General features: G+C 64.8%; 22 protein-coding genes. 16 read left to right on the top strand and 6 right to left on the bottom strand.

The genetic code is table 11. The features are described 5' to 3' along the window. Positions 1-3 precede the first annotated feature (3 nt). Genes ACIPY3_RS12720 through ACIPY3_RS12710 form a run of 3 tightly spaced genes read left to right on the top strand, consistent with a single transcriptional unit; the run spans position 4 to position 2652 of the window. Positions 4-729 carry a DUF5998 family protein gene (locus ACIPY3_RS12720; protein WP_400334554.1) on the top strand — a complete coding sequence of 242 codons (726 nt, stop codon included), beginning with the start codon at positions 4-6 and terminating at the stop codon, positions 727-729. A gap of 29 nt (positions 730-758) precedes the next feature. Then, on the top strand, positions 759-1937 hold the full coding sequence (locus ACIPY3_RS12715) for an alkaline phosphatase family protein (RefSeq protein ID WP_400334553.1): 1179 nt from the start codon (positions 759-761) through the stop codon (positions 1935-1937). Next, complete coding sequence (locus ACIPY3_RS12710; protein WP_400334551.1) at positions 1930-2652, top strand: thymidine kinase; 723 nt, start codon at positions 1930-1932, stop codon at positions 2650-2652. Before ACIPY3_RS12715 ends, ACIPY3_RS12710 begins: the two co-directional genes overlap by 8 nt. On the opposite strand, the gene sepH is transcribed toward ACIPY3_RS12710, so the two are convergent. Beyond that, the gene (gene sepH, locus ACIPY3_RS12705; RefSeq protein ID WP_400334549.1) at positions 2649-4028 is read right to left on the bottom strand and encodes a septation protein SepH; all 1380 of its coding nucleotides are present in this window, start codon (positions 4026-4028) and stop codon (positions 2649-2651) included. The genes ACIPY3_RS12710 and sepH overlap by 4 nt on opposite strands. 288 nt (positions 4029-4316) lie before the next feature. Between sepH and ACIPY3_RS12700 the strand changes: the two genes are divergently transcribed. After that, positions 4317-4616, top strand: coding sequence for a DUF4193 domain-containing protein (locus ACIPY3_RS12700; RefSeq protein WP_397322811.1), 300 nt, complete (start codon positions 4317-4319; stop codon positions 4614-4616). On the opposite strand, the gene ACIPY3_RS12695 is transcribed toward ACIPY3_RS12700, so the two are convergent. Then, on the bottom strand, positions 4613-5113 hold the full coding sequence (locus ACIPY3_RS12695) for a DUF3093 domain-containing protein (RefSeq protein WP_400334547.1): 501 nt from the start codon (positions 5111-5113) through the stop codon (positions 4613-4615). The two genes, ACIPY3_RS12700 and ACIPY3_RS12695, sit on opposite strands and share 4 nt — an antisense overlap. A gap of 54 nt (positions 5114-5167) precedes the next feature. On the opposite strand from ACIPY3_RS12695, the gene dut reads away from it, so the two are divergent. The 4 genes from dut to ACIPY3_RS12675 all read left to right on the top strand — a co-directional run bounded on the left by dut (position 5168) and on the right by ACIPY3_RS12675 (position 7682). Further along, positions 5168-5704: a dUTP diphosphatase gene (dut, locus tag ACIPY3_RS12690; protein ID WP_400334545.1), complete on the top strand. Its 537-nt coding sequence runs from the start codon at positions 5168-5170 to the stop codon at positions 5702-5704. A gap of 109 nt (positions 5705-5813) precedes the next feature. Continuing rightward, complete coding sequence (locus ACIPY3_RS12685; protein ID WP_400334544.1) at positions 5814-6548, top strand: DUF3710 domain-containing protein; 735 nt, start codon at positions 5814-5816, stop codon at positions 6546-6548. After that, positions 6541-6918 carry a hypothetical protein gene (locus ACIPY3_RS12680; RefSeq protein WP_400334543.1) on the top strand — a complete coding sequence of 126 codons (378 nt, stop codon included), beginning with the start codon at positions 6541-6543 and terminating at the stop codon, positions 6916-6918. Before ACIPY3_RS12685 ends, ACIPY3_RS12680 begins: the two co-directional genes overlap by 8 nt. Continuing rightward, the gene (locus ACIPY3_RS12675) at positions 6915-7682 is read left to right on the top strand and encodes a DUF3159 domain-containing protein (protein ID WP_400334541.1); all 768 of its coding nucleotides are present in this window, start codon (positions 6915-6917) and stop codon (positions 7680-7682) included. The genes ACIPY3_RS12680 and ACIPY3_RS12675 overlap by 4 nt, the downstream gene beginning before the upstream one ends. On the opposite strand, the gene ACIPY3_RS12670 is transcribed toward ACIPY3_RS12675, so the two are convergent. Then, a complete protein-coding gene (locus ACIPY3_RS12670) occupies positions 7649-8386 on the bottom strand; it encodes a potassium channel family protein (protein WP_397322803.1) in 738 nt (245 codons plus the stop codon). The two genes, ACIPY3_RS12675 and ACIPY3_RS12670, sit on opposite strands and share 34 nt — an antisense overlap. Further along, the gene (locus ACIPY3_RS12665; RefSeq protein WP_400334539.1) at positions 8386-9057 is read right to left on the bottom strand and encodes a potassium channel family protein; all 672 of its coding nucleotides are present in this window, start codon (positions 9055-9057) and stop codon (positions 8386-8388) included. The genes ACIPY3_RS12670 and ACIPY3_RS12665 overlap by 1 nt, the downstream gene beginning before the upstream one ends. Before the next feature lie 113 nt (positions 9058-9170). Here ACIPY3_RS12665 and ACIPY3_RS12660 point away from each other — a divergent pair, with 113 nt between their 5' ends. The 8 genes from ACIPY3_RS12660 (at position 9171) to ACIPY3_RS12625 (ending at position 20090) form a co-directional block, all read left to right on the top strand. Continuing rightward, on the top strand, positions 9171-11147 hold the full coding sequence (locus ACIPY3_RS12660) for an APC family permease (RefSeq protein ID WP_400334538.1): 1977 nt from the start codon (positions 9171-9173) through the stop codon (positions 11145-11147). Continuing rightward, a complete protein-coding gene (locus ACIPY3_RS12655; protein WP_400334536.1) occupies positions 11144-12511 on the top strand; it encodes a class I SAM-dependent RNA methyltransferase in 1368 nt (455 codons plus the stop codon). Before ACIPY3_RS12660 ends, ACIPY3_RS12655 begins: the two co-directional genes overlap by 4 nt. A gap of 189 nt (positions 12512-12700) precedes the next feature. Further along, positions 12701-15508 carry an aconitate hydratase AcnA gene (gene acnA / locus ACIPY3_RS12650; RefSeq protein WP_400334534.1) on the top strand — a complete coding sequence of 936 codons (2808 nt, stop codon included), beginning with the start codon at positions 12701-12703 and terminating at the stop codon, positions 15506-15508. A gap of 176 nt (positions 15509-15684) precedes the next feature. Then, positions 15685-17658 (top strand): 1-deoxy-D-xylulose-5-phosphate synthase, encoded by a 1974-nt coding sequence (dxs, locus tag ACIPY3_RS12645; protein ID WP_400334532.1) that lies wholly within the window; start codon positions 15685-15687, stop codon positions 17656-17658. Beyond that, complete coding sequence (locus tag ACIPY3_RS12640) at positions 17655-18224, top strand: DUF402 domain-containing protein (RefSeq protein WP_400334530.1); 570 nt, start codon at positions 17655-17657, stop codon at positions 18222-18224. The genes dxs and ACIPY3_RS12640 overlap by 4 nt, the downstream gene beginning before the upstream one ends. Further along, positions 18221-18781: a hypothetical protein gene (locus ACIPY3_RS12635; protein WP_400334528.1), complete on the top strand. Its 561-nt coding sequence runs from the start codon at positions 18221-18223 to the stop codon at positions 18779-18781. Before ACIPY3_RS12640 ends, ACIPY3_RS12635 begins: the two co-directional genes overlap by 4 nt. 44 nt (positions 18782-18825) lie before the next feature. After that, positions 18826-19059, top strand: coding sequence for a hypothetical protein (locus ACIPY3_RS12630; protein ID WP_400334526.1), 234 nt, complete (start codon positions 18826-18828; stop codon positions 19057-19059). Positions 19060-19112: 53 nt separating this feature from the next. Next, positions 19113-20090, top strand: coding sequence for an aldo/keto reductase (locus ACIPY3_RS12625; protein WP_400334524.1), 978 nt, complete (start codon positions 19113-19115; stop codon positions 20088-20090). A gap of 148 nt (positions 20091-20238) precedes the next feature. Here ACIPY3_RS12625 and ACIPY3_RS12620 read toward each other — a convergent pair whose 3' ends face one another. Both ACIPY3_RS12620 and ACIPY3_RS12615 read right to left on the bottom strand, forming a co-directional pair. Continuing rightward, on the bottom strand, positions 20239-22383 hold the full coding sequence (locus ACIPY3_RS12620; protein ID WP_400334522.1) for a 3-hydroxyacyl-CoA dehydrogenase NAD-binding domain-containing protein: 2145 nt from the start codon (positions 22381-22383) through the stop codon (positions 20239-20241). Further along, positions 22380-23633 carry a thiolase family protein gene (locus tag ACIPY3_RS12615; RefSeq protein WP_400334520.1) on the bottom strand — a complete coding sequence of 418 codons (1254 nt, stop codon included), beginning with the start codon at positions 23631-23633 and terminating at the stop codon, positions 22380-22382. The genes ACIPY3_RS12620 and ACIPY3_RS12615 overlap by 4 nt, the downstream gene beginning before the upstream one ends. Positions 23634-23762: the final 129 nt, after the last annotated feature.

Raw genomic sequence — 23762 nt, 5'->3', positions numbered from 1 at the left:
GGAATGAGCACCCAGTCTCCGACGCCTCAATCCCGCCCGTCAAACACCGGGCACCACACCGCGCGCAACCACAGCTCCCAAGCACAGAGCCTCGACCAGGCCCTGCAGCAGGCAGGTTTCTACCCGCGTCTGGTGGCCGACGTCGTCGATGATGCCTTGGACGGCCGTGATTGCCTGTCCCACCTGGTGCACCTGGAAACCCATTTCGACAGGGCTGAGGTCCGGCGCCACATCACCGTGCTGGTACTGACGGAGGACATGCTGGTCATCACCCACGTGGACGACCAGCAACTGGATGAGGCCGGCGAGCAGATTGTCGCGCAGATTTCCACGGAGTCGGTGCCTGTGGCCCAGATCCGTTCCGTCGTGCTGAGCTACATGTACTCCCAACCCCAGGACTACAAACCGTCCGATCCTGTCCGCGAGCTGACGCTCTCCATCGCCTGGTCCGGTGGACAGAGGCTGGACATGGGCCCGGCCAGTTGCGGCGATCCGCAGTGCGAGGCGGACCACGGCTATACGGGAACCATTGCCCAGGAGGACATTGTGCTGCGCATCAGTGCCGAGGCGGACGGGCTTCAGGCAGTCCAGGACGCCAAGGTCTTCGCCCGGGCTTTACGCGCCGTGAATACGGGTGTTCCCACACCCGTTCCGCATGCCGGCATACCTGCGCCACGGCCGCGCTCAGGTGTCTTCAGCAACCGCCTGGGTCGCGGACACCAGCGTTGAGGATAGCGGGGCCAAACAGCACCAACGCCGTGTCCGACGTACCCTCACCGCCGCTGTTCGGCGACAAGTCGATTGCTGAGGTCCTGACCAGCGCAGCCGCCAGCCTGGGCGTCCAGGGGTTTGCCAACAAGCTCCAGCTTCCGGCCAGCAAGCGGGTTTGCGTGGTCCTGGCTGACGGCTTGGGCCGTGCGCTGCTGAAACAAAAGGCATCGCACACACCGTTCCTTCGCTCGGTCCTCGCAGCAGGCCAGGGCCGGGTCCCCACGTGGATCGACTCGGCTTTTCCGAGCACCACCGCGGCATCCCTCGCCAGCCTGGGGACGGGCTTGCCGGCCGGAAGCCACGGCATGGTGGGCTACGACGTCCTGGATCCCGCCCAGGACAAAGTGGTCAACCTGCTCGGCAACTGGGATGCCCACGTGGATCCCGCCCTTTGGCAGCCCCACCCCACAATCTTTGAGCGGGTGTCCGCCGAGGTGGACGTCGTGACGGTAAGCCTCCCGCAGTTCGGCAACTCGCCCATGACACAGGCCGCACTTCGGGGCAGCCGCTTTGTCGGTGGCACAACACTCCATGCACGGACGGCTGCTGCTGCCGAGGCGATGGCGTCCGGCGGCCCGTCGTTGATGTACTTCTACGTCAATGAGCTGGACAAGGCGGGCCACCGCCACGGCTGCCAGTCCGAGCGCTGGGAGCACCAACTCGAAGAGCTCGACGCCACAGTGAAGCGGTTGTCCACGTCCCTTCCCGCGGGCACCACTATCCTGGTCACGGGAGATCACGGAATGCTCGACGTTCCCGAGTCCCAGCGCATCGATTATGCGGCAGATGCGTCCTTGGTGGCCGGCGTCCGCCACACGGCCGGCGAGCCGCGCATGGTTCATCTGTACCTTGAACCTGACGCAGGCCCGACCACGCGGGAGTCACTCCTGGCAGCGTGGCGTAAACGGTTCGGGGAGCGGATCTGGTTGTTCACCCGCGAACAGGCCGTCTCGGCCGGTTTGTTCGGCGACGTCGAGGCGCAGGTGTCGCCCCGCATCGGCGACATCATGGTGGCGGCGCGGGACACGCTCGCGCTGTATGACACCAGGCGTGTCCGGCCGACGTCCCTCGAAGTAGTGGGTCAGCACGGCTCCCTGACCAAGGCCGAACGCGAAGTACCGTTCCTCTGCTTTTCCGCCACCGGCAAGAAGGGTGCCCGTGGCTGAGCTGGTCTTCTTCTCCGGCACCATGGACTGCGGGAAATCGACGCTCGCGCTGCAGATGGACCACAACCACCGGGCACGGGGCCGGGGTGGCGTGCGTTTCAGCTGTAATGACCGGGCGGGAGAATCCATTATTTCCAGCAGGCTTGGGCTGCAGACCGACGCCGTGGAGGTGCACGGTTCCACCGATTTTTGGGATGAGGTGGTGGTCCGGCGGACCGGCGGGCTCCGGGTGGACTACCTGATTTGCGACGAAGCCCAGTTCTATTCCGCGGCCCAAGTGGAGCAACTGGCCCGCCTGGTGGACGAGATGGATGTTGATGTCTTCGCCTTCGGAATTACCTCGGACTTCCGTACCAGGCTCTTTCCCGGTTCGCAGCGCTTGATTGAACTCGCGGACAAAGTCCAGGTCCTGCAGGTCGAGGCCCTGTGCTGGTGTGGCCGCCGCGCCACCCAAAACGCCCGGACCGTGGACGGCATCATGGTGGTGGAGGGCGAACAGGTCATGGTTGGCGACGTCGCGCCGGGGGATGACGCACTGATGGATGACGCCGCGCCGGTGGCCGGAGTGGTGGAGTACGAGACGCTCTGCAGGAGGCACTACATGCGGCGCGTCACGGCCCATGGTGCCAACCTCATGGCAGGTTCCGACCAGACATTGCCGTTCGACATTGAGGCATGCCTGTGGCCGGGGGCAGGGGAACTGCGCCGGAGCTAGTCTCCCCGGGCCCCGAAGACGATCTCGTCCCAACTGGGGATGCTGGACCGCTTAGGCCGCGAAGGCTGGCGTTCGGCCGGTGCTTCGTCTGCCTTCGGCGCGGGGCGTTCCTTGGATCCGGACGCGGAGCCATCGGTCGGCGCGGGGTGGCGCCGGGATCCGGCCGTGGCTGGACCACCCAGCAACTCATCGAGGCCCGCCCTCTGGACGGGGCCCTGGCCCGGAATGTCGCCTGTGCCGTCTGTATCGTCGTCCGCGACGGGTGTATCGGCCGCCGTCGGAGGTTCGTCAAGCGCGGGAACCGGCCGCAGCGGGCCGGCGACGACGGTTATCTCCCGTGTTTCGGTACTGACGCCGTCGTGCAGCCGGAGGGAATCGTCGGCGTCGTCGGATTCAACGTGCCGGGGTGCGAGGCTGAGCCGTGACAGGATGGACGGGCGGCCGTCCCGAGCCGCAGGTTCGGTTGCCGGCTGGGTATCCGGTGCGGTGTGATCCCCGCTGGGTTCGTCGCGCTGGTCCTGGCCTTCGTCGTCGGGGCGGGGGTGCGCCGCCGGGACGTTGCTCAACAGGACGGCCAAGGCGTCGTCTGCGTCTTCGTCCACTCCGAGGCGCTGTCCACGCCGCGATCGAAGCATCTCCAGGAGGTTGTCCGAGTCCTTCGCGGACGCCCGCACGGAAGCGCCGCCGTCTGCTTCGACGTCGAACGGCCGGTCCGAGACGGCAGCCAGCCGGCGCGCAGGAACAGGGCCGTCCAGCGGCTCAAGTTCGCTTAACTGCTGGGCCCAACGGTTGGCGTTGTGCAGGGACTTCCGTTGTGGACTGAAGGTCCACATGGCAGGCGGTTCTTCGCCGATGGTCCCGTCAGAGCCGGGTACGGTTTCAAAGCGCGCGACGACGGTCCAGGTGCCGTCGGTGCGGCGCCAGGAATCCCATTCGACAGTGGCAGGGTCAATGCCGTGGGCCGACAACCTGTGGGCTACCATCTCGCCAAGGGTGGCGGGGTTGTCCCCGAAGGCCGAACGGTGGACGTCATGGCCAGGGGAGGGAGCAGCCACTTCCACGTTGCGTGCCTGCTGTGCCACATACTCGCGTTCGGCGAGGACCGGTCCTTCGTAGCGCTGGACGTTCGCGAGGGGCAGGCCGGACAGCTCGGCCACTTCCGCGGCGGTTGAACCGCTGCGGATCCTTGCCTGGATATCCCTCGGCGACATGGCCACGGGCGTGATGGAGGCGCGTGCCGCGACCTGGGCAGGGGTCCGGCTCGCCGCGGCCCGCAAGGCCTCGTCGATCGGAAGCTGGAACATCGCACCGCCGGGACCGCTCAAGAGGAGATGCCCGCCGTCGTCGTGGACGCCTACCAGCCGTAGATCCTGCATAACACCCTCCACCACATGGCATAACTGACATTCGAAACTCTGCCACCCACGCTGCCCTTTTCCTACTAGGAGAAAGGGCGTGCCGTGATATTCCGGCGAAAACAGCCTCCTCCGCTCGTGGGAGGGGCCGCTGGCGGAGCTATGGACAATCGTGGGTCAGGGGAGGAAAATCTGGCCGATACCGGGCACAAATCCGGGGAGTCCGACGTTACATCCCTACAACCGCTGCGGGCCGCGAAACCCACCGCGGGATCCCAACCGCATCAAGCATCGAGGATAAGAAAGACCATGGCCACGGACTACGATGCCCCTCGGAAGACCGAGGAAGACGTCAGCGAGGACTCCATCGAGGAACTCAAGACGCGCCAGTCGGGAAAGCAATCCTCGGCTGTGGACGTGGATGAAACGGAACTGGCCGACGGCTTCGAACTGCCGGGAGCTGATCTTTCAGGCGAAGAGCTGCTCATCCAGGTCATGCCGGCCCAAGCCGACGAGTTCACCTGCTTCAACTGCTTCCTGGTGAAGCACCGTTCGCAGATCGCCGCGGAGCGGAACGGCCACCTGTACTGCACGGAGTGCGAAAGCTAGGAAACCTGCTGCCGGTCCAGCGCGGCAACCAGTTCCTGTGGCCTGCGGGACGAAGCAATCCAGTAAGGCGTGCGGTCGGCAGGATCGGTGATTTCGATCTTGACCACGGGATCGATCCAGCCCCGGAAGCACATGTAGGCCAGGCCATTGAGGCGCGGACCGCGTTCCGCGGTTGCTTCGGCCTTGGTAAACGCCTCAACGGATCCGACGAACTTCCGGTCAATGCTGGCCCGGCCCACCCGAAGGGTGTCCTTGGTGACGGAAATCGTGGGGGTGGAGAGCACCAGCAACGTGGTCATGATCGCCAGGAGCACCAGTGCGGCGATGACGCCTGCAGCAGGGCTGATGGGAGCGAACATCAGGATTCCTGCGCTTGAGAGGCCAACCACCACAATCCAGATCCAGATGGTGGGCCACAGCTTTTCCTTGAACAGGACCTCTCCTGGGGTGGAGGAGTTCCGGGCAGGCAAAGGGGCGGACTGGTCAGGCGTAGGCATGGGTCCAGCTTATCCGCCGTCGAGGGGAGGTCGCTCCACGTAGAATGGACCACTGTGAGCAACGAGACCGCAGTATTCAGTAATGACTCCCTTTCCCCGGAAACAGAAAGCGGTGACACCGCCTCCTACGGCGCGCCAACCCTCGAGGTACAGCTGAAAATGCTCGACGCGGGCTTGGAAGTGCCCTCATATGCCCACCCGGGTGATGCGGGTGCTGACTTGCGGGCCCGCGTAGACGTGTTCCTGGCTCCGGGGGAGCGGAAACTTGTTCCCACCGGTGTCTCGATCGCCCTCCCCAACGGCTTTGTTGCGCTGATCCACCCCCGTTCCGGCCTGGCAACCAAGCACGGACTGACGGTGGTGAATGCTCCGGGAACGGTCGACGCCGGGTACCGGGGCGAAATCGCCGTCACTTTGCTCAACACCGACCAGAGCCAGGCAATTGAGCTCAAGCGCGGGGATAGGATTGCCCAAATGGTGATCCAGCGCGTGGAATATGCCCGCTTCGTCGCCGTTGACGAGCTTTCCGATTCTGTCCGCGGGACCGGCGGCTTCGGTTCCACCGGAGGCTTCAACGCCCCGGTGGCCTGACCATCCACACCCAACCAGGCAGGTGCGCAGGCTGTTGCCCGCCGCATTGCCGTACTTCGGCATGGGTGCGGTTTACTTGGGGATAGACCACTACTAAGGAGAAAACCCAATGGTTTTTGGGCGCGGCAAGAAGTCCAAGACTGAGCGGCCGGAAGCGGCCGTCATCGACGAGGAGAACGCAGCCCCGGGGCAGGCAGGCGCCGAGCCCGCCAAGGGCGACCTTCGGCTGTCCAAGGGTCCCTGGGACAGCGACGAGATCGAGGACCGGGACGGTTACGTCGATCTCGGAGCCTTGCTGATCGCCCCTGCCGAAGGTCTGCAGCTCCGGCTCGAAGTCGAGGAAGCCACCCAGCGCGTGGTGGCCGTGACCATGGACCTGGCAGGCTCCAGCCTTCAGTTGCAGGCCTTTGCGGCTCCCCGTTCGGAAGGTCTGTGGGAGGAGATCCGCGAGCAGATCAGCCAATCCGTGGCCAGCCAAGGCGGCGAGACAGAGGAAGTCTCCGGTACGTTCGGCACCGAGCTTGTCGCCAAGCTTCCGGCCGAAGCTGCCGATGGCAGCCGGGGCTTCCGGGCGGCCCGTTTCATGGGCGTGGACGGTCCGCGCTGGTTCCTTCGCGGTGTCCTTGGCGGCGCCGCCGCGCTGGAGAAGGAGGCCGCGGCCGGGCTGGAAGAATTGTTCCGCCAGGTTGTGGTGGTTCGCGGGGACAACCCCATGCCTCCGCGCGAACTCCTGCAGCTGCGGCTGCCGAAGGACGCCACTGCTTCGGGACAGCCGGCCGCCCCGCACGACGAACCCTCCGTACAACGGCCGGAGCGGGGTCCGGAGATCACCCAGATTGGCTGAAACCGCAGGACAGCCCGTTCAGGGCACCCAACGGCAGGGCACCCCGCCGGGCGTCAGGGACCTCCCCGTCCGTGGCAGGGCCGTGTGCACAGGCTTTATCGAATCGGTAACCCATCAGCCGCCCAGCGAACAGCCGTTCTTTTCGGCAATCGTCGTTGACGCCTTGGAACACAGCTCGCTGTCCACGCTCAGTGGGAGCGCCAGGAAGCCCTATGAGCGGCTTCGGGTCATCTGGCTCGGTAGGAACCGGGTTCCCGGCATCGAGGCCGGCGTCCAGTTGCGGCTGAACGGGATGGTCACCGAAGTCGACGGCTTGCCGGCCATGTTCAATCCACGCTACGAAATACTTTCCCGTCAGGAGCACCGATGACCTCCGTCAATGGACCGGACCCCAAGGACCCTGCCGGGGCAAACCCTGCCGCCGATCCCGCGCAGCCGCCGTCGCCGGAAGCGCAGACAATGGCCGGCCTTGCCGCGGGTTATGCGGAGAAAGCGGGACTGCACCGTAACAGCTCCGGACACGTGGACCTGCTCAAATCAGCCGGGGGTGTGCAGGGCATCGCGGAGAGCATCCTTCCTGGCCTGGTGTTCCTGGTGGCTTTCACCATCACGCGGGACCTGACAGTTTCCCTGGTTGCCGCCTTGGCGGTTGCCGCCGTTTTCACGGTGGCCAGGCTGATCCAGAAGCGGCCGTTGACCCAAGCGCTGGCCGGAGTGGTCGGCGTCGGAATTTCCGCCTGGCTCGCCAACACCACGGGTAAGGCTGAAGATTTCTATGTCCTGGGCTTCTTCACGAACATCGCCTACATCGCGGGCATGGTGCTTTCGATTGTCCTGAAGTGGCCCATCGCCGGACTCCTGTTCGGCTTTGTGCGCAACGAGGGCCTGGACTGGCGCAAGGACCCCGAGCGGCTGCGGGCCTACCGCCTGGGCACCTGGATTGTGGTGGCCGTGCTGGCTTTGCGGTTGGTTGTCCAGGTCCCGCTGTACTTCATGGGCGAGGCGGGACTGACGGCCCTCGCTACTACCCGCCTCATCATGGGAGCGCCGTTGTACATCCTGGGGCTGTGGGTGGCTTGGCTTGTGACCAAGCCCGCGCCTCAGCCGTCGAAGCCGTCGTCGTCCGCGGACTGATCCGAAACTTCCGCCGACCCGTCGCGTGGTCCCTGCCCGGCCATTGAATCCGGAGACAGGAGCGCCCGGAGGCCGTCCTCCGCGGCGATGGTGGTGACGAAGAACAACTCGTCGCCACCGTCCAGGACATCATCCCTGCTGGGCGTAATGGGTGCTTGGTCGCGCAGGATGGCGACAAGCGTTGAATCCTCGGGCCATTCGATGTCACCCACCGTGCTGCCGATGACGTGCGAGTCATGGGGAACGGTGAACTCGACGATGGACGCCACACCGGTTTGCAAGGTCAGCAAACGGACGATGTCACCGATTTCCACCGCCTCCTCCACCAGGGCGGTCATGAGCTGGGGCGTGTTGACCGCGACGTCGACGCCCCAGGAGTCGTTGAACATCCAGTCGTTCTTGGGGTTGTTGACCCGGCCAACCGTTCGGCCCACGCCGAACTCGGTCTTGGCCAGGAGCGAGACCACCAGGTTGACCTTGTCGTCTCCCGTGGCTGAAACCACGACGTCGGCGTCCTCCAGCTTGGCGTCCTGCAGCGTGCTCAGTTCGCAGGCATCGCCCACCAACCAGCGTGCTCCACGCAGCCCGCTGCGCCCGATGACTTCCGGTTTGAGGTCGATGAGGAGGATCTGGTGGTTGTGGGCCAGCAGTTCACGGGCGATCGACGAGCCGACGCTGCCTGCTCCAACGATGACGACTTTCACTAATTCTCCTTGGCGGGGGCTTTGGCGAGGATCCGGCTGATATCCGAGGACCGGTCCAGGCTCAGCATGGCGTGCACGGTATCGCCTTCCTGGTAGGCCGTACCGGCCTGGGGCAGCAGGCCTTCGCCGAAGCGGGTGAGGAAGGCAATGCGGATGCCGGCCGCGGCTTCGATGGAGTCCAGGCTGTGGCCGATCCACCCCTCGTGAAGATCCACTTCGGCCAGCACCAGCCGGCCCGACGGCTCGCGGTAATCGCCTGAGAGGTGCTGTTCCGGAAGGATTCGCCGCAACACCTGGTCCGCGCTCCAACGTACGGCGGCAACGGTGGGGATGCCGAGACGTTGGTAGATTTCGGCCCGGCCGGGGTCGTAGATGCGCGCCACGACGTGGGCAACGTGGAAGGTTTCCCGGGCTACGCGCGTGGCCAGGATGTTCGAATTGTCGCCGCTGGAGACTGCGGCAAAGGCGTAGGCCTCTTCGACGCCCGCCTGCTTCAGGGTGTCCCGGTCGAAGCCGACGCCAGTGACCTTGCGTCCCGTAAAGGTGTTGCGCAGCCGGCGGAACGCGCGCTCATCCTGGTCGATGATGGCTACGGAATGCCCTGAATCCTCCAAAGTGTGTGCCAGGGTTGCGCCAACGCGGCCACAACCCATGATCACGAAGTGAGCCACCGTGTCTCCTTTTGTCCTTGTCCGTGCCGCTGCGTATGACTTTACCGGTGCGACGGGCGTAAGCAGGCGACCGCCGTCATGACATCGCGGGGGATTCAGAGTAGCTTTGCGGAGTGCTGACAATACTGAATGCGGTGAAGCGGGTGTTGGTGGGCCGACCCTTCCGGAACGACCGCTTGTCCCACACCCTGTTGCCTAAACGCATCGCCTTGCCGATCTTCGCTTCGGATGCCCTGTCGTCCGTGGCCTACGCACCCGACGAAATCCTCCTGACACTGGCGCTGGCAGGCGTCAGCGCCGTGGCATTCTCCCCGCTGGTTGGCCTGGCCGTCATGGTGGTCTTGCTCACAGTGGTGGCCTCCTACCGGCAGAACGTGCACGCCTATCCCTCCGGTGGCGGCGACTATGAGATCGCCAACGTGAACCTCGGAAAATACGCCGGCCTGACGGTGGCGTCGGCCCTCCTGGTGGACTACGTCCTGACCGTGGCTGTGTCCATGTCCTCGGCTGCCGCCTACCTCACCACGGCCATTCCTGCACTGCACGGCGAACAGGCCCTCATCGCCACCATTGGCGTGGTGATCCTGGCCCTGGTCAACCTCCGCGGCATCAAGGAAGCGGGAACGGTGTTTGCTGTTCCGACGTACATCTTCATGGCCTCCATCCTGGGCATGACCGTGGTGGGCATCTACCAGGCCCTCACCGGCCAACTCGGCGAAGCTCCGTCAGCCAACTTCACGATCGTTCCGGAAGCCGGTTTCGACCAAGGCCTCGTAGGCCTGGCCGGCGCCTTCCTCCTGCTCCGGGCATTCTCATCCGGCGCCGCGGCGCTGACCGGCGTCGAAGCCATCAGCAACGGTGTGCCGAACTTCCAGAAGCCCAAGAGCAAGAACGCCGCCACCACTTTGCTGCTCCTCGGCGCGATTGCAGCGGCCATGCTTGCCGGCATCCTGTACCTGGCCAACGCCACGAAGGTCCACATCGTCCTGGACCCGGCCACCGAGTTCCTGGTGGACGGCAAGCCGCTGCCGGAGGGGTACATCCAGAACCCTGCCATCAGCCAGATCGCCGACACCATCTTTGGCGCGGGCTCGATTCCGTTCTACGTCGTGGTGGCGGCAACGGGCATCATCCTGGTGTTCGCTTCCAACACGGCGTTCAACGGCTTTCCGGTGCTGGGCTCCATCCTGGCCCAGGACGGCTACCTCCCTCGCCAGTTGAGGACCCGTGGCGACAGGTTGGCTTACAGCAACGGTGTCCTGGCCCTCGCCGCAGGCGCGTTGGTGCTCATCCTGTCCTTCAACGCCGACGTCACCAAGCTGATCCAGCTGTACATTGTGGGTGTCTTCATTTCCTTCACCGCCAGCCAGCTCGGCATGGTCCGGCACTGGGGCCGCGAACTCAAGCTGGCCCGGGACAAGGCCATCCGACGCAGGATCATCAAGTCCCGCACCATCAACATGGTGGGCTTCGGCATGACCGCGCTGGTGCTGGTGATCGTCCTGATCACCAAGTTCGAGCAGGGCGCCTGGATCGCCCTGCTGGCCATGTTCGTGTTGTTCCTCATTATGTGGAGCATCCGGGCGCACTACGACAATGTGGCCAAGGAACTGGCCGTGGACGAGGACTCCTCGCCGCGGGCCCTGCCCACGCGCGTCCACGCTGTGCTCCTGGTCTCCCATGTGCGCAAGCCTGTCCTCCGGGCACTGGCTTACGCCCGTGCATCCAGGCCGTCCCGCCTGGATGCCATCACGGTGGACATCAACGCAGAAGAGACCGAACACACCGTCCGTGACTGGGAGAAGCTGGAAATTCCCGTACCCTTGACTGTTCTGGCCAGTCCCTACCGTGAGACGGTCACGCCCATCATGGAGTACGTCAAGAACATGCGGCGCGACTCGCCCCGCGACCTGATCGTTGTTTACATCCCCGAATATGTCGTGGGCAAATGGTGGGAACAACTGGTCCACAACCAAACCGCACTCAGAATCAAGACGCGGCTCCACTTCGAACCCGGCGTCATGGTCGCCAGCGTTCCGTGGCAGCTGAAGTCCTCCGAAGAAGCAAAGGCATTGCAGGATACCCAATGAGTTCCAACAGCGTTTCCCCCCACTCCGCAGCCACTGGCAAGCACGAGGGGCCCGGCACTGAGCTGGTGGTGGACGTTGGTCCGATCGCCCACGGCGGCCACTTCGTCGCCCGCCACGAGGGACGGGTTATTTTCGTCCGCCACGGCATTCCCGGCGAGAAAGTGCGGATCCGGCTCACCGACTCCGGCGACTCGTCGCGTTTCTGGCGGGCCGACGTCGTCGACGTCCTGGAAGCTTCCCCTGACCGGGTGCAGCACTTCTGGAAGCCAGCCGACTCGCCAGGATCCTGGCGCCGTGGCGGCCCGCCCGTGGGCGGCGCCGAACTCGGCCACGTCTCCCTCGGTCGGCAACGGTCGCTGAAGGCCGAAGTGCTGGCGGAGCAACTCAAGCGACTTGCCGGCCTCGACCTCGCCACCGAGGTGGAACCGGTTGGCGATGCGGACGACGCCGGACTCGGCTGGCGTACGCGCGCCAGTTTCGCCGTCACGGCCAAGGGACGCCTGGGTATGCATGCCCACCGGTCCGACGCCGTAATCCCGGTCCACGAAATGCCGTTGGCCCATCCCGGAATCAATGATCTCCGGCTGTGGGACCTGGACCTGACGGGAATTGCCCGGGTGGAAGTCGCTGTTCCTGCAAACGGCTCCCGGCCCTTGGTCCTCCTTGCTCCGGAGGAAGGAACCAGCCCCAAGCGCTTGCACGGCATCCTGACGCGGCTGCCGCAGGACATTTCCGTGGCGAGCTTCGACGCCGCCAAGGGCCACGTGTTGCAACTTCGCGGACGCACCTGGGTGCAGGAGTCGGCAGCGGGGCACGAATACCGTGTGACGGGGGAGGGTTTCTGGCAGATCCACAAGGATGCTCCGGAAACCCTGGTGAACGCAGTAACCGGCTACCTCAGCGGTGGCGGGTACCTGCAGCCGGGTGCCGCGGTGGCGGACCTGTATGCCGGGGCAGGCCTCTTTACGGCACCACTGGCGGACGCCGTCGGCGTGACCGGATCCGTTCTTTCGGTGGAAGGCGCCCCGGGGACCAGCCGCGATGCCCGCAAGAACCTGCACGGTGAACCGCAGGTGGAGATTGTCCAGGGCAGGGTTGAGCGCGTCCTCCACCAGAGGGCCAGGAGCTTCGATTCGCTGGTGCTTGATCCGCCGAGGGCCGGTGCCGGCAAGGCCGTTGTGCGGCAGTTGATGGAAACCGGACCCCGCGCGATCGCTTATGTGTCATGCGATCCGGCATCGTTCGCCCGTGATTTGGGTTACTTCCACCAGGGGGGCTGGCGGTTGGAAAGCCTGCGGGCCTTCGACCTCTACCCGCACACGCACCACCTTGAGACGGTGGGGCTCCTGGTTCCGGCCAGCTAGGCAGGGAACAGTGCGGCAAACGGGATGCATGCCACTACGATGGGCGTAGTAGCCCCGGTCCACTGCCGCACTGCGCCTCCGGACCGGGGTGACCAAGAGAAAGTGCCGCCGGGCTAAGTAAGGTGCGCCTAACTGGCTAGCGGCCAACCACGCGACAAAGATAAAACCTGTTGCGAGAGGAGTCCTGCCATGAGCACTGTGGACAGCTTCGGTTCCAAAGGCGTACTGAATGTAGCCGGCACCGATTATGAAATTTTCCGGTTGAACTCCGTAGAGGGCGCAGACAGCCTTCCGTTCAGCCTCAAGGTATTGCTTGAAAACCTCCTGCGGACTGAGGATGGCGCCAATATTACGGCTGACCACGTCCGCGCCCTGGCCGGTTGGGACCCCAATGCGGAGCCCGATACCGAAATCCAGTTCACCCCGGCCCGAGTCATCATGCAGGACTTCACCGGTGTTCCCTGCGTGGTTGACCTCGCCACCATGCGTGAAGCAGTCAAGGAACTCGGCGGCGACCCCAAGCGCGTCAACCCGCTGGCACCTGCAGAAATGGTCATCGACCACTCCGTCCAGATCGACGCCTTCGGCAACGCCGGCGCGCTGGAGCGCAACATGGAGATCGAGTACCAGCGCAATGGCGAGCGTTACCAGTTCCTGCGCTGGGGACAGACCGCCTTCGACGATTTCAAGGTTGTTCCTCCGGGAACCGGAATCGTCCACCAGGTCAACATCGAATACCTGGCACGCACCGTTATGACCCGCGAAGTGGACGGCGTCGTCCGTGCGTACCCGGACACCTGTGTGGGTACCGACTCGCACACCACCATGGTCAACGGCCTTGGCATCCTTGGCTGGGGCGTTGGCGGCATCGAAGCCGAGGCAGCCATGCTCGGCCAGCCCGTTTCCATGCTGATTCCCCGCGTTGTAGGCTTCAAGCTCAACGGCAGCATCCCGGCCGGTGCCACCGCTACCGACGTCGTCCTGACCATCACAGAAATGCTGCGCAAGCACGGCGTGGTGGGCAAGTTCGTCGAGTTCTACGGTGAGGGCGTCGCCGCAGTGCCGCTGGCAAACCGCGCAACCATCGGCAACATGAGCCCGGAGTTCGGTTCCACGGCGGCCATGTTCCCGATTGACGACGTCACCCTCGATTACCTGCGCCTGACCGGCCGCTCCGAGGAGAACGTTGCCCTGGTGGAGGCGTACACCAAGGAACAGGGCCTCTGGCACGATCCTTCCCGCGAACTGCGTTTCTCCGAGTTCCTTGAGCTGGACCTCTCCACTGTTGTCCCGTCCATCTCCGGCCCGAAGCGTCCGCAGGACCGCATCGAGCTCAGCGATGCCAAGGAGCAGTTCCGCAAGGACATCCACAACTACGTCGCCATCGAAGACGGCAGCGTGGATGAGTCCCTGGATGAGTCCTTCCCGGCCTCGGACGCCCCGTCCTTCACGCACGCCGATTCCCACACCACGGACACGGCACGTGTTGCATCCGCCGCTAACGGTGCGCACGGCCGCCCGTCCTCGCCGGTGCACGTCACCACTGCTGACGGCCGCGAATTCGAGCTGGACCACGGTGCTGTGTCGATCGCGTCGATCACGTCCTGCACCAACACGTCCAACCCGTCCGTCATGCTGGCAGCGGCCCTCCTGGCCCGCAACGCCGTCAACAAGGGCCTGACCGCCAAGCCGTGGGTCAAGACCTCCGTTGCTCCCGGCTCCAAGGTGGTCACCGACTACTACGAGAAGTCCGGACTGACCCCGTACCTGGAGAAGCTCGGCTTCTACATCGTCGGCTACGGCTGCGCCACCTGCATCGGTAACTCCGGCCCGCTGGAGCCCGAAATCTCCGAGGCCATCCAGAAGAACGACCTCTCCGTGACGGCAGTCCTCTCCGGCAACCGCAACTTCGAAGGCCGTATCAACCCGGACGTCAAGATGAACTACCTGGCCTCCCCGCCGCTGGTCATCGCCTACGCCCTGGCCGGCTCCATGGACTTCGACTTCGACGCCGATGCCCTGGGCACCGATTCCGAAGGCAACGAAGTGTTCCTGAAGGACATCTGGCCGAACCCCACCGAAGTGCAGGAAGTCATCGACTCCTCGATCGACGAGGGCATGTTCGCCAAGGGCTACGAGGGCGTCTTCGAGGGCGACGAGCGCTGGAAGGCCCTCGACACCCCCGCCGGCGACACCTTCGCTTGGGCTGAGGACTCCACCTACGTGCGTAAGCCCCCATACTTCGAGGGCATGAAGGCGCAGCCGGATCCGGTCCAGGACATCCAGGGTGCCCGCGTGCTCCTGAAGCTTGGCGATTCCGTCACTACGGACCACATCTCCCCGGCCGGCTCGTTCAAGTCGGACACCCCGGCCGGACAGTACCTCCTGGCCAACGGCGTTGAGCGCAAGGACTTCAACTCCTACGGTTCCCGCCGTGGCAACCACGAGGTCATGATCCGCGGTACCTTCGCCAACATCCGCATCAAGAACCAGCTCCTGGACGGCGTCGAAGGTGGCTTCACCCGCGACTTCAGCCAGGAAGGTGCCCCGCAGGCCTACGTCTACGATGCCGCCCAGAACTACCAGGCTGCAGGAACGCCTCTGGTTGTGCTGGCAGGCAAGGAGTACGGTTCCGGCTCCTCCCGTGACTGGGCAGCCAAGGGCACGGCCCTCCTGGGCGTCAAGGCCGTCATCGCCGAGAGCTACGAGCGCATCCACCGCTCCAACCTGATCGGCATGGGCGTCCTTCCCCTGCAGTTCCCGGCGGGCGAGTCCGCAGCAACGCTCGGCCTCACCGGCACGGAGACGTTCGCTGTGGAAGGCGTGACCGAACTGAACAACGGCACCACGCCCAAGACGCTCAAGGTGACGGCAACGGCAGAGGACGGTTCCACCAAGTCCTTCGACGCTGTCCTGCGCATCGATACCCCGGGTGAAGCGGATTACTACCGCAACGGCGGCATCCTGCAGTACGTCCTGCGCCAGATCTCGGCATAAGGAACCGGCTGCACAGCTGATTCCGCATGGCAGCCCCGGCTGGTCACCAGACCAGCCGGGGCTCGCTGCGTTTGCGGGGATAAAGGGAAGCCAGGAGGCGCGCCCTGGCACTAAACACTGGGCCACCGGCAACGCGCTAAAGTTAACAAGCACGTCATTGACCGTAAGGAGGGCCCTTGGGACTCTTGGGAACCATCAAGGATCCACAGGATCTGGCTGAATTGTCCAGTTCCGAGCTGGACCAGCTGGCAGGAGAGATCAGGGACTTCCTGATTACCAACGTGGCCGCGACCGGCGGACATCTGGGGCCCAACCTGGGCGTTGTGGAATTGACCATGGCCGTGCACAGGATTTTCGAATCGCCGCGGGACAGCATCGTTTTCGACACCGGCCACCAGTCGTATGTCCACAAACTGCTGACCGGACGGCAGGACTTCAGTACTCTCCGGCAGCAAGGTGGCCTCTCCGGTTACCCTGACCGCGCGGAATCCGAACACGACATTGTGGAAAGCTCCCACGCGTCGTCGTCGTTGTCCTGGGCCGACGGCATTTCGCGTGCCCGCCAGTTAACTGGAGAAGGTGACCGTTTCGTCGTCGCCGTTGTCGGCGACGGTGCCCTGACCGGCGGCATGACCTGGGAAGCCATCAACAACATTGCCGCGGACAAGCGCCGCCGCGTGGTGATCGTGGTCAATGACAACGGCCGTTCCTACGCGCCGACGGTAGGCGGCCTGGCCGATTACCTGGCGTCCCTGCGGCCCACCATCGATTCCCTGCGGACGGCCCCGGCGTATGAGCGCATGCTCGACTGGTGGAAGAAGCGGCTCCAGAGCGGCGGCCCGGTGGGGCAGTTCACCTACAAGAGCCTCCATGCCATGAAGAAGGGCGTCAAGGACTGGTGGGCGCCCCAGGGCATGTTCGAGGACCTCGGCATGAAGTACATCGGGCCGGTGGACGGCCACAACCTGCAGGCCCTGGAGAATGCCCTGAGCACGGCCAAGGCGTACGGGGGGCCGGTGATCGTCCACGCCATGACGGAGAAGGGCCACGGCTACGCTCCTGCCCTGGCCAACGAGGCCGACCAGTTTCACGCCGTGGGCATCATCGATCCCGAAACGGGCGAGCCGGCCGAGACTCCGGGTGCGCGTTCGTGGACGTCGGTCTTCGCCGAGGAAATCGCCGACATTGCCGATGAGCGGAAGGACATCGTCGGTATCACTGGCGCCATGCTCATTCCTGTCGGCCTGCACAAGTTTGCCGAGCGGCACCCGGAGCGCGTGATCGATGTCGGCATAGCCGAGCAGCACGCACTGACGTCCGCGGCCGGGATGGCCTACGGCGGGCTGCATCCGGTAGTGGCGGTATACGCTACGTTCCTCAACCGCGCCTTCGACCAATTGCTCATGGACGTGGCCCTCCACAAGGCGGGCGTCACTGTAGTGCTTGACCGGGCCGGCGTGACGGGCCCCGATGGTCCCAGCCACCATGGCATGTGGGACATGGCCATGGTCCAGATTGTTCCCGGCCTGCATCTTGCCGCGCCACGCGACGCCACGCGCCTTCGCGAGGAACTCCGGGAAGCCGTTGCCGTGAACGATGCCCCCACGGTGGTGCGTTTCTCCAAGGGGAGCGTCGGAACGGAAATTGAAGCGATCGAACGCTTGAAGGACGGCGTGGACATCCTTGCCCGCCGGCCCGAGGGCTCAACCGAAAACGACGTCCTGATCGTCAGCGTCGGAGCCATGTCCGAGCTCGCCCTGGATGTGGCAGGCCGCTTGGGCGCTCAAGGCATCAGTTCCACTGTGGTCGACCCGCGATGGGTTCTCCCGGTGCGGAAGTCGATCATTGCCCTGGCTGCCCGCCACCGCCTGGTGATCTGCATCGAAGACGGTGTCCGTGCCGGCGGCGTAGGTTCCCGCATCCGGCAGGAAATGCGCGCTGCCGGCGTGGACACGGCCCTCAACGAGGTAGGCCTGCCCGTGGAATTCCTGGTCCATGGCTCCCGCAGCCAGGTGCTGGAGAGGGTTGGGCTGACGGCCCAAAAGATAGCCCACGACGTCGTTGCGCAGGTTTTGGGGACGAAGGTTCCGTTTGCCAGGCCCCTCCCGGGGCAGGAACACCCCACCACGGGAAGCCTGCCCACGCTGTGACCGCCGGACGCGAACCGGGTGCGTTGCAGCCGGGCGACCTCGTGGTGGCGCGCAACCGAAAATGGGACGGCACGGCCCATTGGGTAGTGCCGGGCCGGTACCTTGGCGAGGACATCCACGGCTGGTGGATCTTCCAGGGCCAGGGGGAGTTCTGTTCCCGGCCAGGGGCTGCCTTCTACACGGCATCCGATGCCGTCCTGCTGGTGCCCCGCGCAGGGGAGTATGTTGCAACGTTCTACGACGACACCTATCCGGGGGACTTCAGGATCTACGTGGATCTTGCTACGGCCCACCAATGGAAAACCATCCGGTCCGGCGTGACGGAATTCCACATGGTGGACATGGATCTCGATGTGATCCGCTCGGCCACCCGTGGAGTCTTTGTTGACGACGAGGATGAGTTCGAGGATCACTTGGTACGGATGGACTACCCCGTGGATACAGTGGCGGTAATGCGGGACGAATGTGCGGCCCTTGTGGTCGCCGTAAGCACGATGGAGGCCCCCTTCGACGTTTCGGCGCCGGAGAGCGCCAGCACGGAGTGGTTCAGGAAAGGACGGGCATGAGCGGCATCATCCGCACCTACAAGCGGGACGAGGACGCCGTCCTGCATTTTCGTGAGGCCTGGTACGACGAGGACGATCGGCACTTCGTGGTCAACTACGGCGTGGTGGGCCACCAGAGCCGCACCGAAGAATCGGGGATCGACGGCGAGACGTCCCCGGAAGGGCTCATGGCGGCGTTCGCGGCCCAGTGCGCGGAAGACGGCTACGCCGTGATTCCCGAAGCCGAACAGTTCTGGGTGGTGGCGCAGTTCGCGTTGAAGAGCAAGGACGGGACCGAGCGGGACAGGTATCTGGAACGCAAGGTGAAGGCTGCGCTGACGGGCGAGCTTGCCTGGCGGGGTCTCGGGGTTGTTGACCGCACGGACATCGGCAATTCCCGCCTGAACGTTTTCTGCCTGTGCCCGGATGTCACCAAAGCGGTCAACGCCATCAAGGTCTGCATTCGCAACGAGGATCTGGACTTCACCAAGCTCAGCATCGCGGCCGCCCCGCACGGTGATCCCACTGCATTCAAGGTGAAGCACTCGCCCAAGCAAGGCGCTGGCTTTACGCTCTAAGTACCAGCCATCGCAGGCCGCAACCGTACAAAGAGGGATCTCCCATGCCGCACAAGAGCAACTGGCCAGGACACACACCGCTTCCCAAGGGCCTGGCGGCTCCTGCCAGACGTGCGCTGGCCCACCAAGGCATTGAAACACTGGAGCAGTTGGCCGAATTCGGCGAGCTGGAGACCTCGAAGCTGCATGGCATGGGACCAGTGGCCATTGCCCAACTGGAGGATGCCATGGAGGAGTCCGGGATCGACTACGGAACGCCTGGCACCCCTGGCACCTGACATTGTTGCCTCGGGTGACTATGTGTCCGGGGTGTGCGTTATAGGCTGACTTCATGACTGAATACCGACGCCTTGGCCACTCAGGATTGACCGTCTCAGCTGTTGGGCTGGGCTGCAACAACCTAGGCCGGGCCAATACTCCCACGGAGTCCCAGGAAGGCACGGACGGGGTAGTCCATGCCGCGATCGACGCAGGAGTGACCTTCTTCGACGTCGCCGATGTCTACGGCCGGGAGGCGGGCCTGAGCGAAACCATGCTCGGAAAGGCGCTGAAGGGCCGCCGGGACGACGTGGTGATCGGAACCAAATTCGGTATGGACATGCGCGGTGCCAACGGGAACGACTTCGGCGCCCGGGGGTCCCGCCGGTACATCGTCCAGGCCGTGGAGGCTTCCCTCCGGCGGCTCGGCACCGATTGGATCGATCTCTACCAGTTCCACACCCCGGATGCCGCCACGCCCATCGAGGAGACGCTGGCCGCGCTGGACGACCTGGTGCGCAGCGGCAAGGTCCGGTACATAGGCCACTCCAACTTCGCGGGATGGCAGATCGCCCAGGCCGAGTACGTCGCCAGGGAGCTGGGCGGAGCACGGTTTATCTCCACGCAAAACCACTACAACCTGCTGGACCGCCGGGCCGAACTGGAAGTCCTGCCCGCGGCGGCGGAGTTCTCCTTGGGCGTCCTGCCGTACTTTCCCCTGGCCAACGGTCTGCTGACGGGCAAGTATTCGGCAGGCAAGGCACCGGAAGGTTCGCGGTTGAGCCACACCCGGACCAACCTGGTGAACGACGCCGACTGGGAGCAGTTGGGCCGTTTCGGTCAGTTTGCCAAGGAACGTGACCTCAGTGAGCTGGAGCTTGCCTTCTCCTGGCTTGCCGCGCAGCCGGGCGTGGCCAGTGTCATCGCAGGCGCCACCAAGCCGGAACAGATTCGCCAGAATGCCGAAGCCGTGCGGTGGGTGCCCACGCAGGAGGAACGCGAAGAACTGGACGGGATCTTCCCGAAGTCTCCGAAGGTGGCCTTGTTTTAGCGGACAGTCAGGTGGCGGACGGCCGCCCGGCGGAGCGATGCAGAAGCGCCTCGTAGCCAGCGAAGGGCCGGGGAACGGAAAATCCGTTCCCCGGCCCTTCCGGCGTCTGTGGCGGACCCTGCGCTGCCGCCAGGCCGCCGCCGCGCCACTAGACCGCCGCGGAGGCCACCCCGGGGGCCAGGAACCGCTTGCCGTTCACTCTTTCCGAGGCGCCCACGCGGTCCAGGTACGGCGTGATCCCGCCCAGGAACATCGGCCAGCCGGCGCCCATGATCATGCAAAGATCGATGTCTTCCGGTCCAGCAACCACACCCTCGGTGAGCATCAGCCCGATCTCTTCCGCCAGCGCATCCTGCGTCCGGCGCAGGACGTCTGCGCCGGTGGACGGGGTGCTTCCAAAGGAAAGGATGGCGAGGGTCTCCGCGGGGATGGCGGGCGTTCCGGCGGCGTCCGGAACCCACAACGTGGTGATCCCGTTGTCGATCAGCTTCTGCAGGTTCTGGGACACGGGGAACCGGTCGCCGAAAGCTGCATGGAGCGATTCCTGGACGTGCTGGGCGACGGGGAGGCCCACCATGGCGCTCAGGGTGAACGGTGTCATGGGCAGGCCCATGGGGCGCAGTGCGGTGTCTGCCACATCGGCAGGTGTGCCTTCGTCGAAGGCTGCGATGACTTCGCCCATGAGGCGGAGGAGGACACGGTTCACCACGAAGGCAGCCGCGTCCTTTACCAGTACCGCAGTCTTCTTCAGGCCCTTGGCGAGCTCGAAGGCCGTTGCCAGGACGGCGTCGTCCGTTGCGGGGGCTTTGACGATTTCCAGGAGCGGCATGACGGCCACGGGGTTGAAGAAATGGAATCCCACTAGGCGTTCCGGATGCTGAAGGTCCTCCGCCATGGCGGTGACGGACAACGAAGAGGTGTTCGTGGCCAGGATGCATTCGGGGGAAACGATGGCTTCCACTTCGGCGAAGACCTGCTTCTTGACGTTCAGTTCCTCGAACACGGCCTCGATCACGAAGTCGGCGTCACTGAAGGCTGCTTTCGAGACCGAACCGGTGACCAGCGCCTTGGTGCGGTTGGCGGCGTCGGGCTTGATGCGCTTCTTGGCGAGCAGTTTATCCACTTCGGCGTGCACGTAGGCCACGCCTTTGTCCACGCGGGCCTGGTCGATATCCGTCATGACCACGGGCACCTTGAGTTGCCGGGCGAAGAGGAGGGCAAGTTGGCTCGCCATGAGGCCGGCGCCCACTACGCCCACCTTCGTGACGGGCCGGGCAAGTTTCCGGTCGGGAGCCCCTGCCGGGCGCTTGGACCTCTTCTGGACGAGGTCAAGGAAGGCATAGACGGTGGAACGGAACTCATCCGTCTGCATCAGGTACGCCAGCGTTTCGCACTCAAGGGCGGCCGATTCGGATTGGCTCATGGTCCGGTTGGCTTCCATGATGTCCAGGACCTTTGCCGGTGCCGGGGAAGCGTTGGAGGTCTTGGACTCCACGAACGCCCGTCCTGCCTCCACTGAGGAGGCCCAACGGCCGGCCACGGCTTCTTCGGAAGGGTCGACGGCGTTCTTCCGCAAGGGTGTGGTGTGGCCGGTGATAACGCTCGCAGCCCATGCGAGGGACTGCTCCAGGAAATCGGCCGGTTCGAACAGGGCATCGGCGATTCCCAGCTCGAAGGCCTGGGGACCGGTCAAGGTGCGGTTGTTGCTCAGCGGGTTTTCTATCATCACCTTGACGGCGTTCTCCGGACCGATCAGGCGGGGGAGGATGTAGACGCCACCCCAGCCGGGCACCAGTCCGAGGAAAGCTTCGGGCAGGGCCAGTGCGCCCGCTCCGGTTGACACCGTCCGGTAGTTCGACTGCAGTGCGATTTCCAAGCCGCCGCCCAAGGCCAGGCCGTTGATGAACGCGAAGCTCGGCACCCCGAGGTTGGCCAGGGTCGCATAGACATCGTGGCCCAGTTGCGCCATCCAGAGGCCGTGGTCCTGTTCCTTGAGGTTCTTCACTGCCGAGAGGTCCGCGCCCGCCACGAGGAAGTAGGGTTTGCCGGTGACGCCAACGCCCACGATCTCGCCGCGGCCGGCGCGTTCCCGGAGTGCCTCCAGGACGTTGCCGAGCTCCACCAGGGTGTTGGGGCCCAACGTGGTGGGCTTGGAGTGGTCCAGCCCGTTGTCCAAGGTGACGAGGGCAAAGGTTCCGGCACCACCGGGCAGAGCGATGTCCTGCACGTAGGAGTGTGTCACTACCTCGTCCGGGAACAGGGCGGCTAGTTTCCGGAAGTCGTTGGCGCTCATGCGGCGGCTCCTTCTGTGGTGTGCGTGCTGGTTCCGTAGTCGGCGTGGTGCGGATTCTCCCAAATGACAGTGGCTCCCATGCCGAGGCCGATGCACATGGTGGTGATGCCGAACCGCACCGATGGATCTTCTTCGAACTGGCGTGCCAACTGGTTCATGAGGCGGACTCCCGAGGAGGCCAGGGGATGCCCGACGGCGATCGCCCCGCCATAGCGGTTGACGCGGGGATCGTCGTCCGCGATCCCGAAATGATCCAGGAAGCTCAGGACCTGGACGGCGAAGGCCTCGTTGATTTCGAACAGCCCGATGTCGTCGATGCCAAGTCCGGCGTTCTTGAGGGCCTTTTCGGTGGCCGGAACGGGTCCGATGCCCATGACTTCCGGCTCGACCCCTGCGAATGCGTAGGAGACCAACCGCATCTTGACCGGCAGGCCGAGCTCTTCGGCGGTGTCGGAGGCGGCGAGCAGCGCGGCGGTGGCGCCGTCGTTCAATCCGGCAGCGTTGCCGGCGGTGACCCGGCCGTGGGCGCGGAACGGTGTCCGCAGCCCGGCCAGATCCTCAACGGTGGTCCCTGGACGCGGTGGCTCGTCCACAGTGTGGAGGGCCCAGCCTTGGCCGGGCTTGAGGGTGGCCACGGGCACCAGGTCGCCCTGGATCTGTTCCTTGCCGTAGGCTGCGGCCAGCTTGGCCTGCGAGGCGGCCGCATAGGCATCCGTCCGGTCCTTGGTGATCGCGGGAAAGCGGTCGTGCAGGTTCTCAGCTGTGTTGCCCATGTTGAGCGCTGCCGGATCCACCAGCCGTTCGGACATGAACCGGGGGTTGGGATCGGCTCCGGCGCCCATGGGGTGGTTGCCCATGTGCTCCACGCCACCGGCGATGACGACGTCGTACGCGCCAAAACCGATGCCGCTCGCCGTCGTCGTGACTGCGGTCATGGCGCCCGCGCACATGCGGTCGATCGCGAAGCCCGGAACCGTTCGCGGAAGCCCCGCGAGGAGGGCGGCGGTGCGGCCGATGGTCAGGCCTTGGTCTCCGGTCTGGGTAGTAGCCGCGATGGCTACCTCGTCAACACGGCCGGCCGGGAGGGAGGGGTTGCGGCGGAGCAACTCCCGGATGCATTTCACCACGAGGTCGTCGGCGCGCGTTCCGGCATAGACGCCCTTCTCTCCGGCCTTGCCGAAGGGCGTGCGGACGCCGTCCACGAAGACGACGTCGCGGATGTTCCGTGTAGCGGTGCGGGTGGGACTCATGCGGTACTCCTCATCGAGACATGGTGCCGGGACCGCGGGGCGGTTACCGGGTGGCATTGCTGCTATGTTACTCATCAGTAACTTAGCATGCAAGGCTGGGAAAACGCAGGAGGCCCGCTTCCGAACCGG

The organism is Paenarthrobacter sp. NPDC089714, assembly GCF_044748905.1.
Taxonomy (GTDB): Bacteria; Actinomycetota; Actinomycetes; order Actinomycetales; family Micrococcaceae; genus Arthrobacter.
Note: the sequence above shows the minus strand (reverse complement) of the source record. Positions and strands in the feature narration are given on the sequence as shown.

What these genes read in the sequence shown, in the direction of transcription:
- ACIPY3_RS12720 (WP_400334554.1), top strand. Translation starts at nt 4, where the DNA reads ATGAGCACCCAGTCTCCGACGCCTCAATCCCGCCCGTCAAACACCGGG.
- sepH (WP_400334549.1), bottom strand. Translation starts at nt 4,028, where the DNA reads ATGCAGGATCTACGGCTGGTAGGCGTCCACGACGACGGCGGGCATCTC.
- ACIPY3_RS12700 (WP_397322811.1), top strand. Translation starts at nt 4,317, where the DNA reads ATGGCCACGGACTACGATGCCCCTCGGAAGACCGAGGAAGACGTCAGC.
- ACIPY3_RS12695 (WP_400334547.1), bottom strand. Translation starts at nt 5,113, where the DNA reads ATGCCTACGCCTGACCAGTCCGCCCCTTTGCCTGCCCGGAACTCCTCC.
- ACIPY3_RS12685 (WP_400334544.1), top strand. Translation starts at nt 5,814, where the DNA reads ATGGTTTTTGGGCGCGGCAAGAAGTCCAAGACTGAGCGGCCGGAAGCG.
- ACIPY3_RS12675 (WP_400334541.1), top strand. Translation starts at nt 6,915, where the DNA reads ATGACCTCCGTCAATGGACCGGACCCCAAGGACCCTGCCGGGGCAAAC.
- ACIPY3_RS12655 (WP_400334536.1), top strand. Translation starts at nt 11,144, where the DNA reads ATGAGTTCCAACAGCGTTTCCCCCCACTCCGCAGCCACTGGCAAGCAC.
- acnA (WP_400334534.1), top strand. Translation starts at nt 12,701, where the DNA reads ATGAGCACTGTGGACAGCTTCGGTTCCAAAGGCGTACTGAATGTAGCC.
- ACIPY3_RS12635 (WP_400334528.1), top strand. Translation starts at nt 18,221, where the DNA reads ATGAGCGGCATCATCCGCACCTACAAGCGGGACGAGGACGCCGTCCTG.
- ACIPY3_RS12630 (WP_400334526.1), top strand. Translation starts at nt 18,826, where the DNA reads ATGCCGCACAAGAGCAACTGGCCAGGACACACACCGCTTCCCAAGGGC.
- ACIPY3_RS12625 (WP_400334524.1), top strand. Translation starts at nt 19,113, where the DNA reads ATGACTGAATACCGACGCCTTGGCCACTCAGGATTGACCGTCTCAGCT.
- ACIPY3_RS12620 (WP_400334522.1), bottom strand. Translation starts at nt 22,383, where the DNA reads ATGAGCGCCAACGACTTCCGGAAACTAGCCGCCCTGTTCCCGGACGAG.
- ACIPY3_RS12615 (WP_400334520.1), bottom strand. Translation starts at nt 23,633, where the DNA reads ATGAGTCCCACCCGCACCGCTACACGGAACATCCGCGACGTCGTCTTC.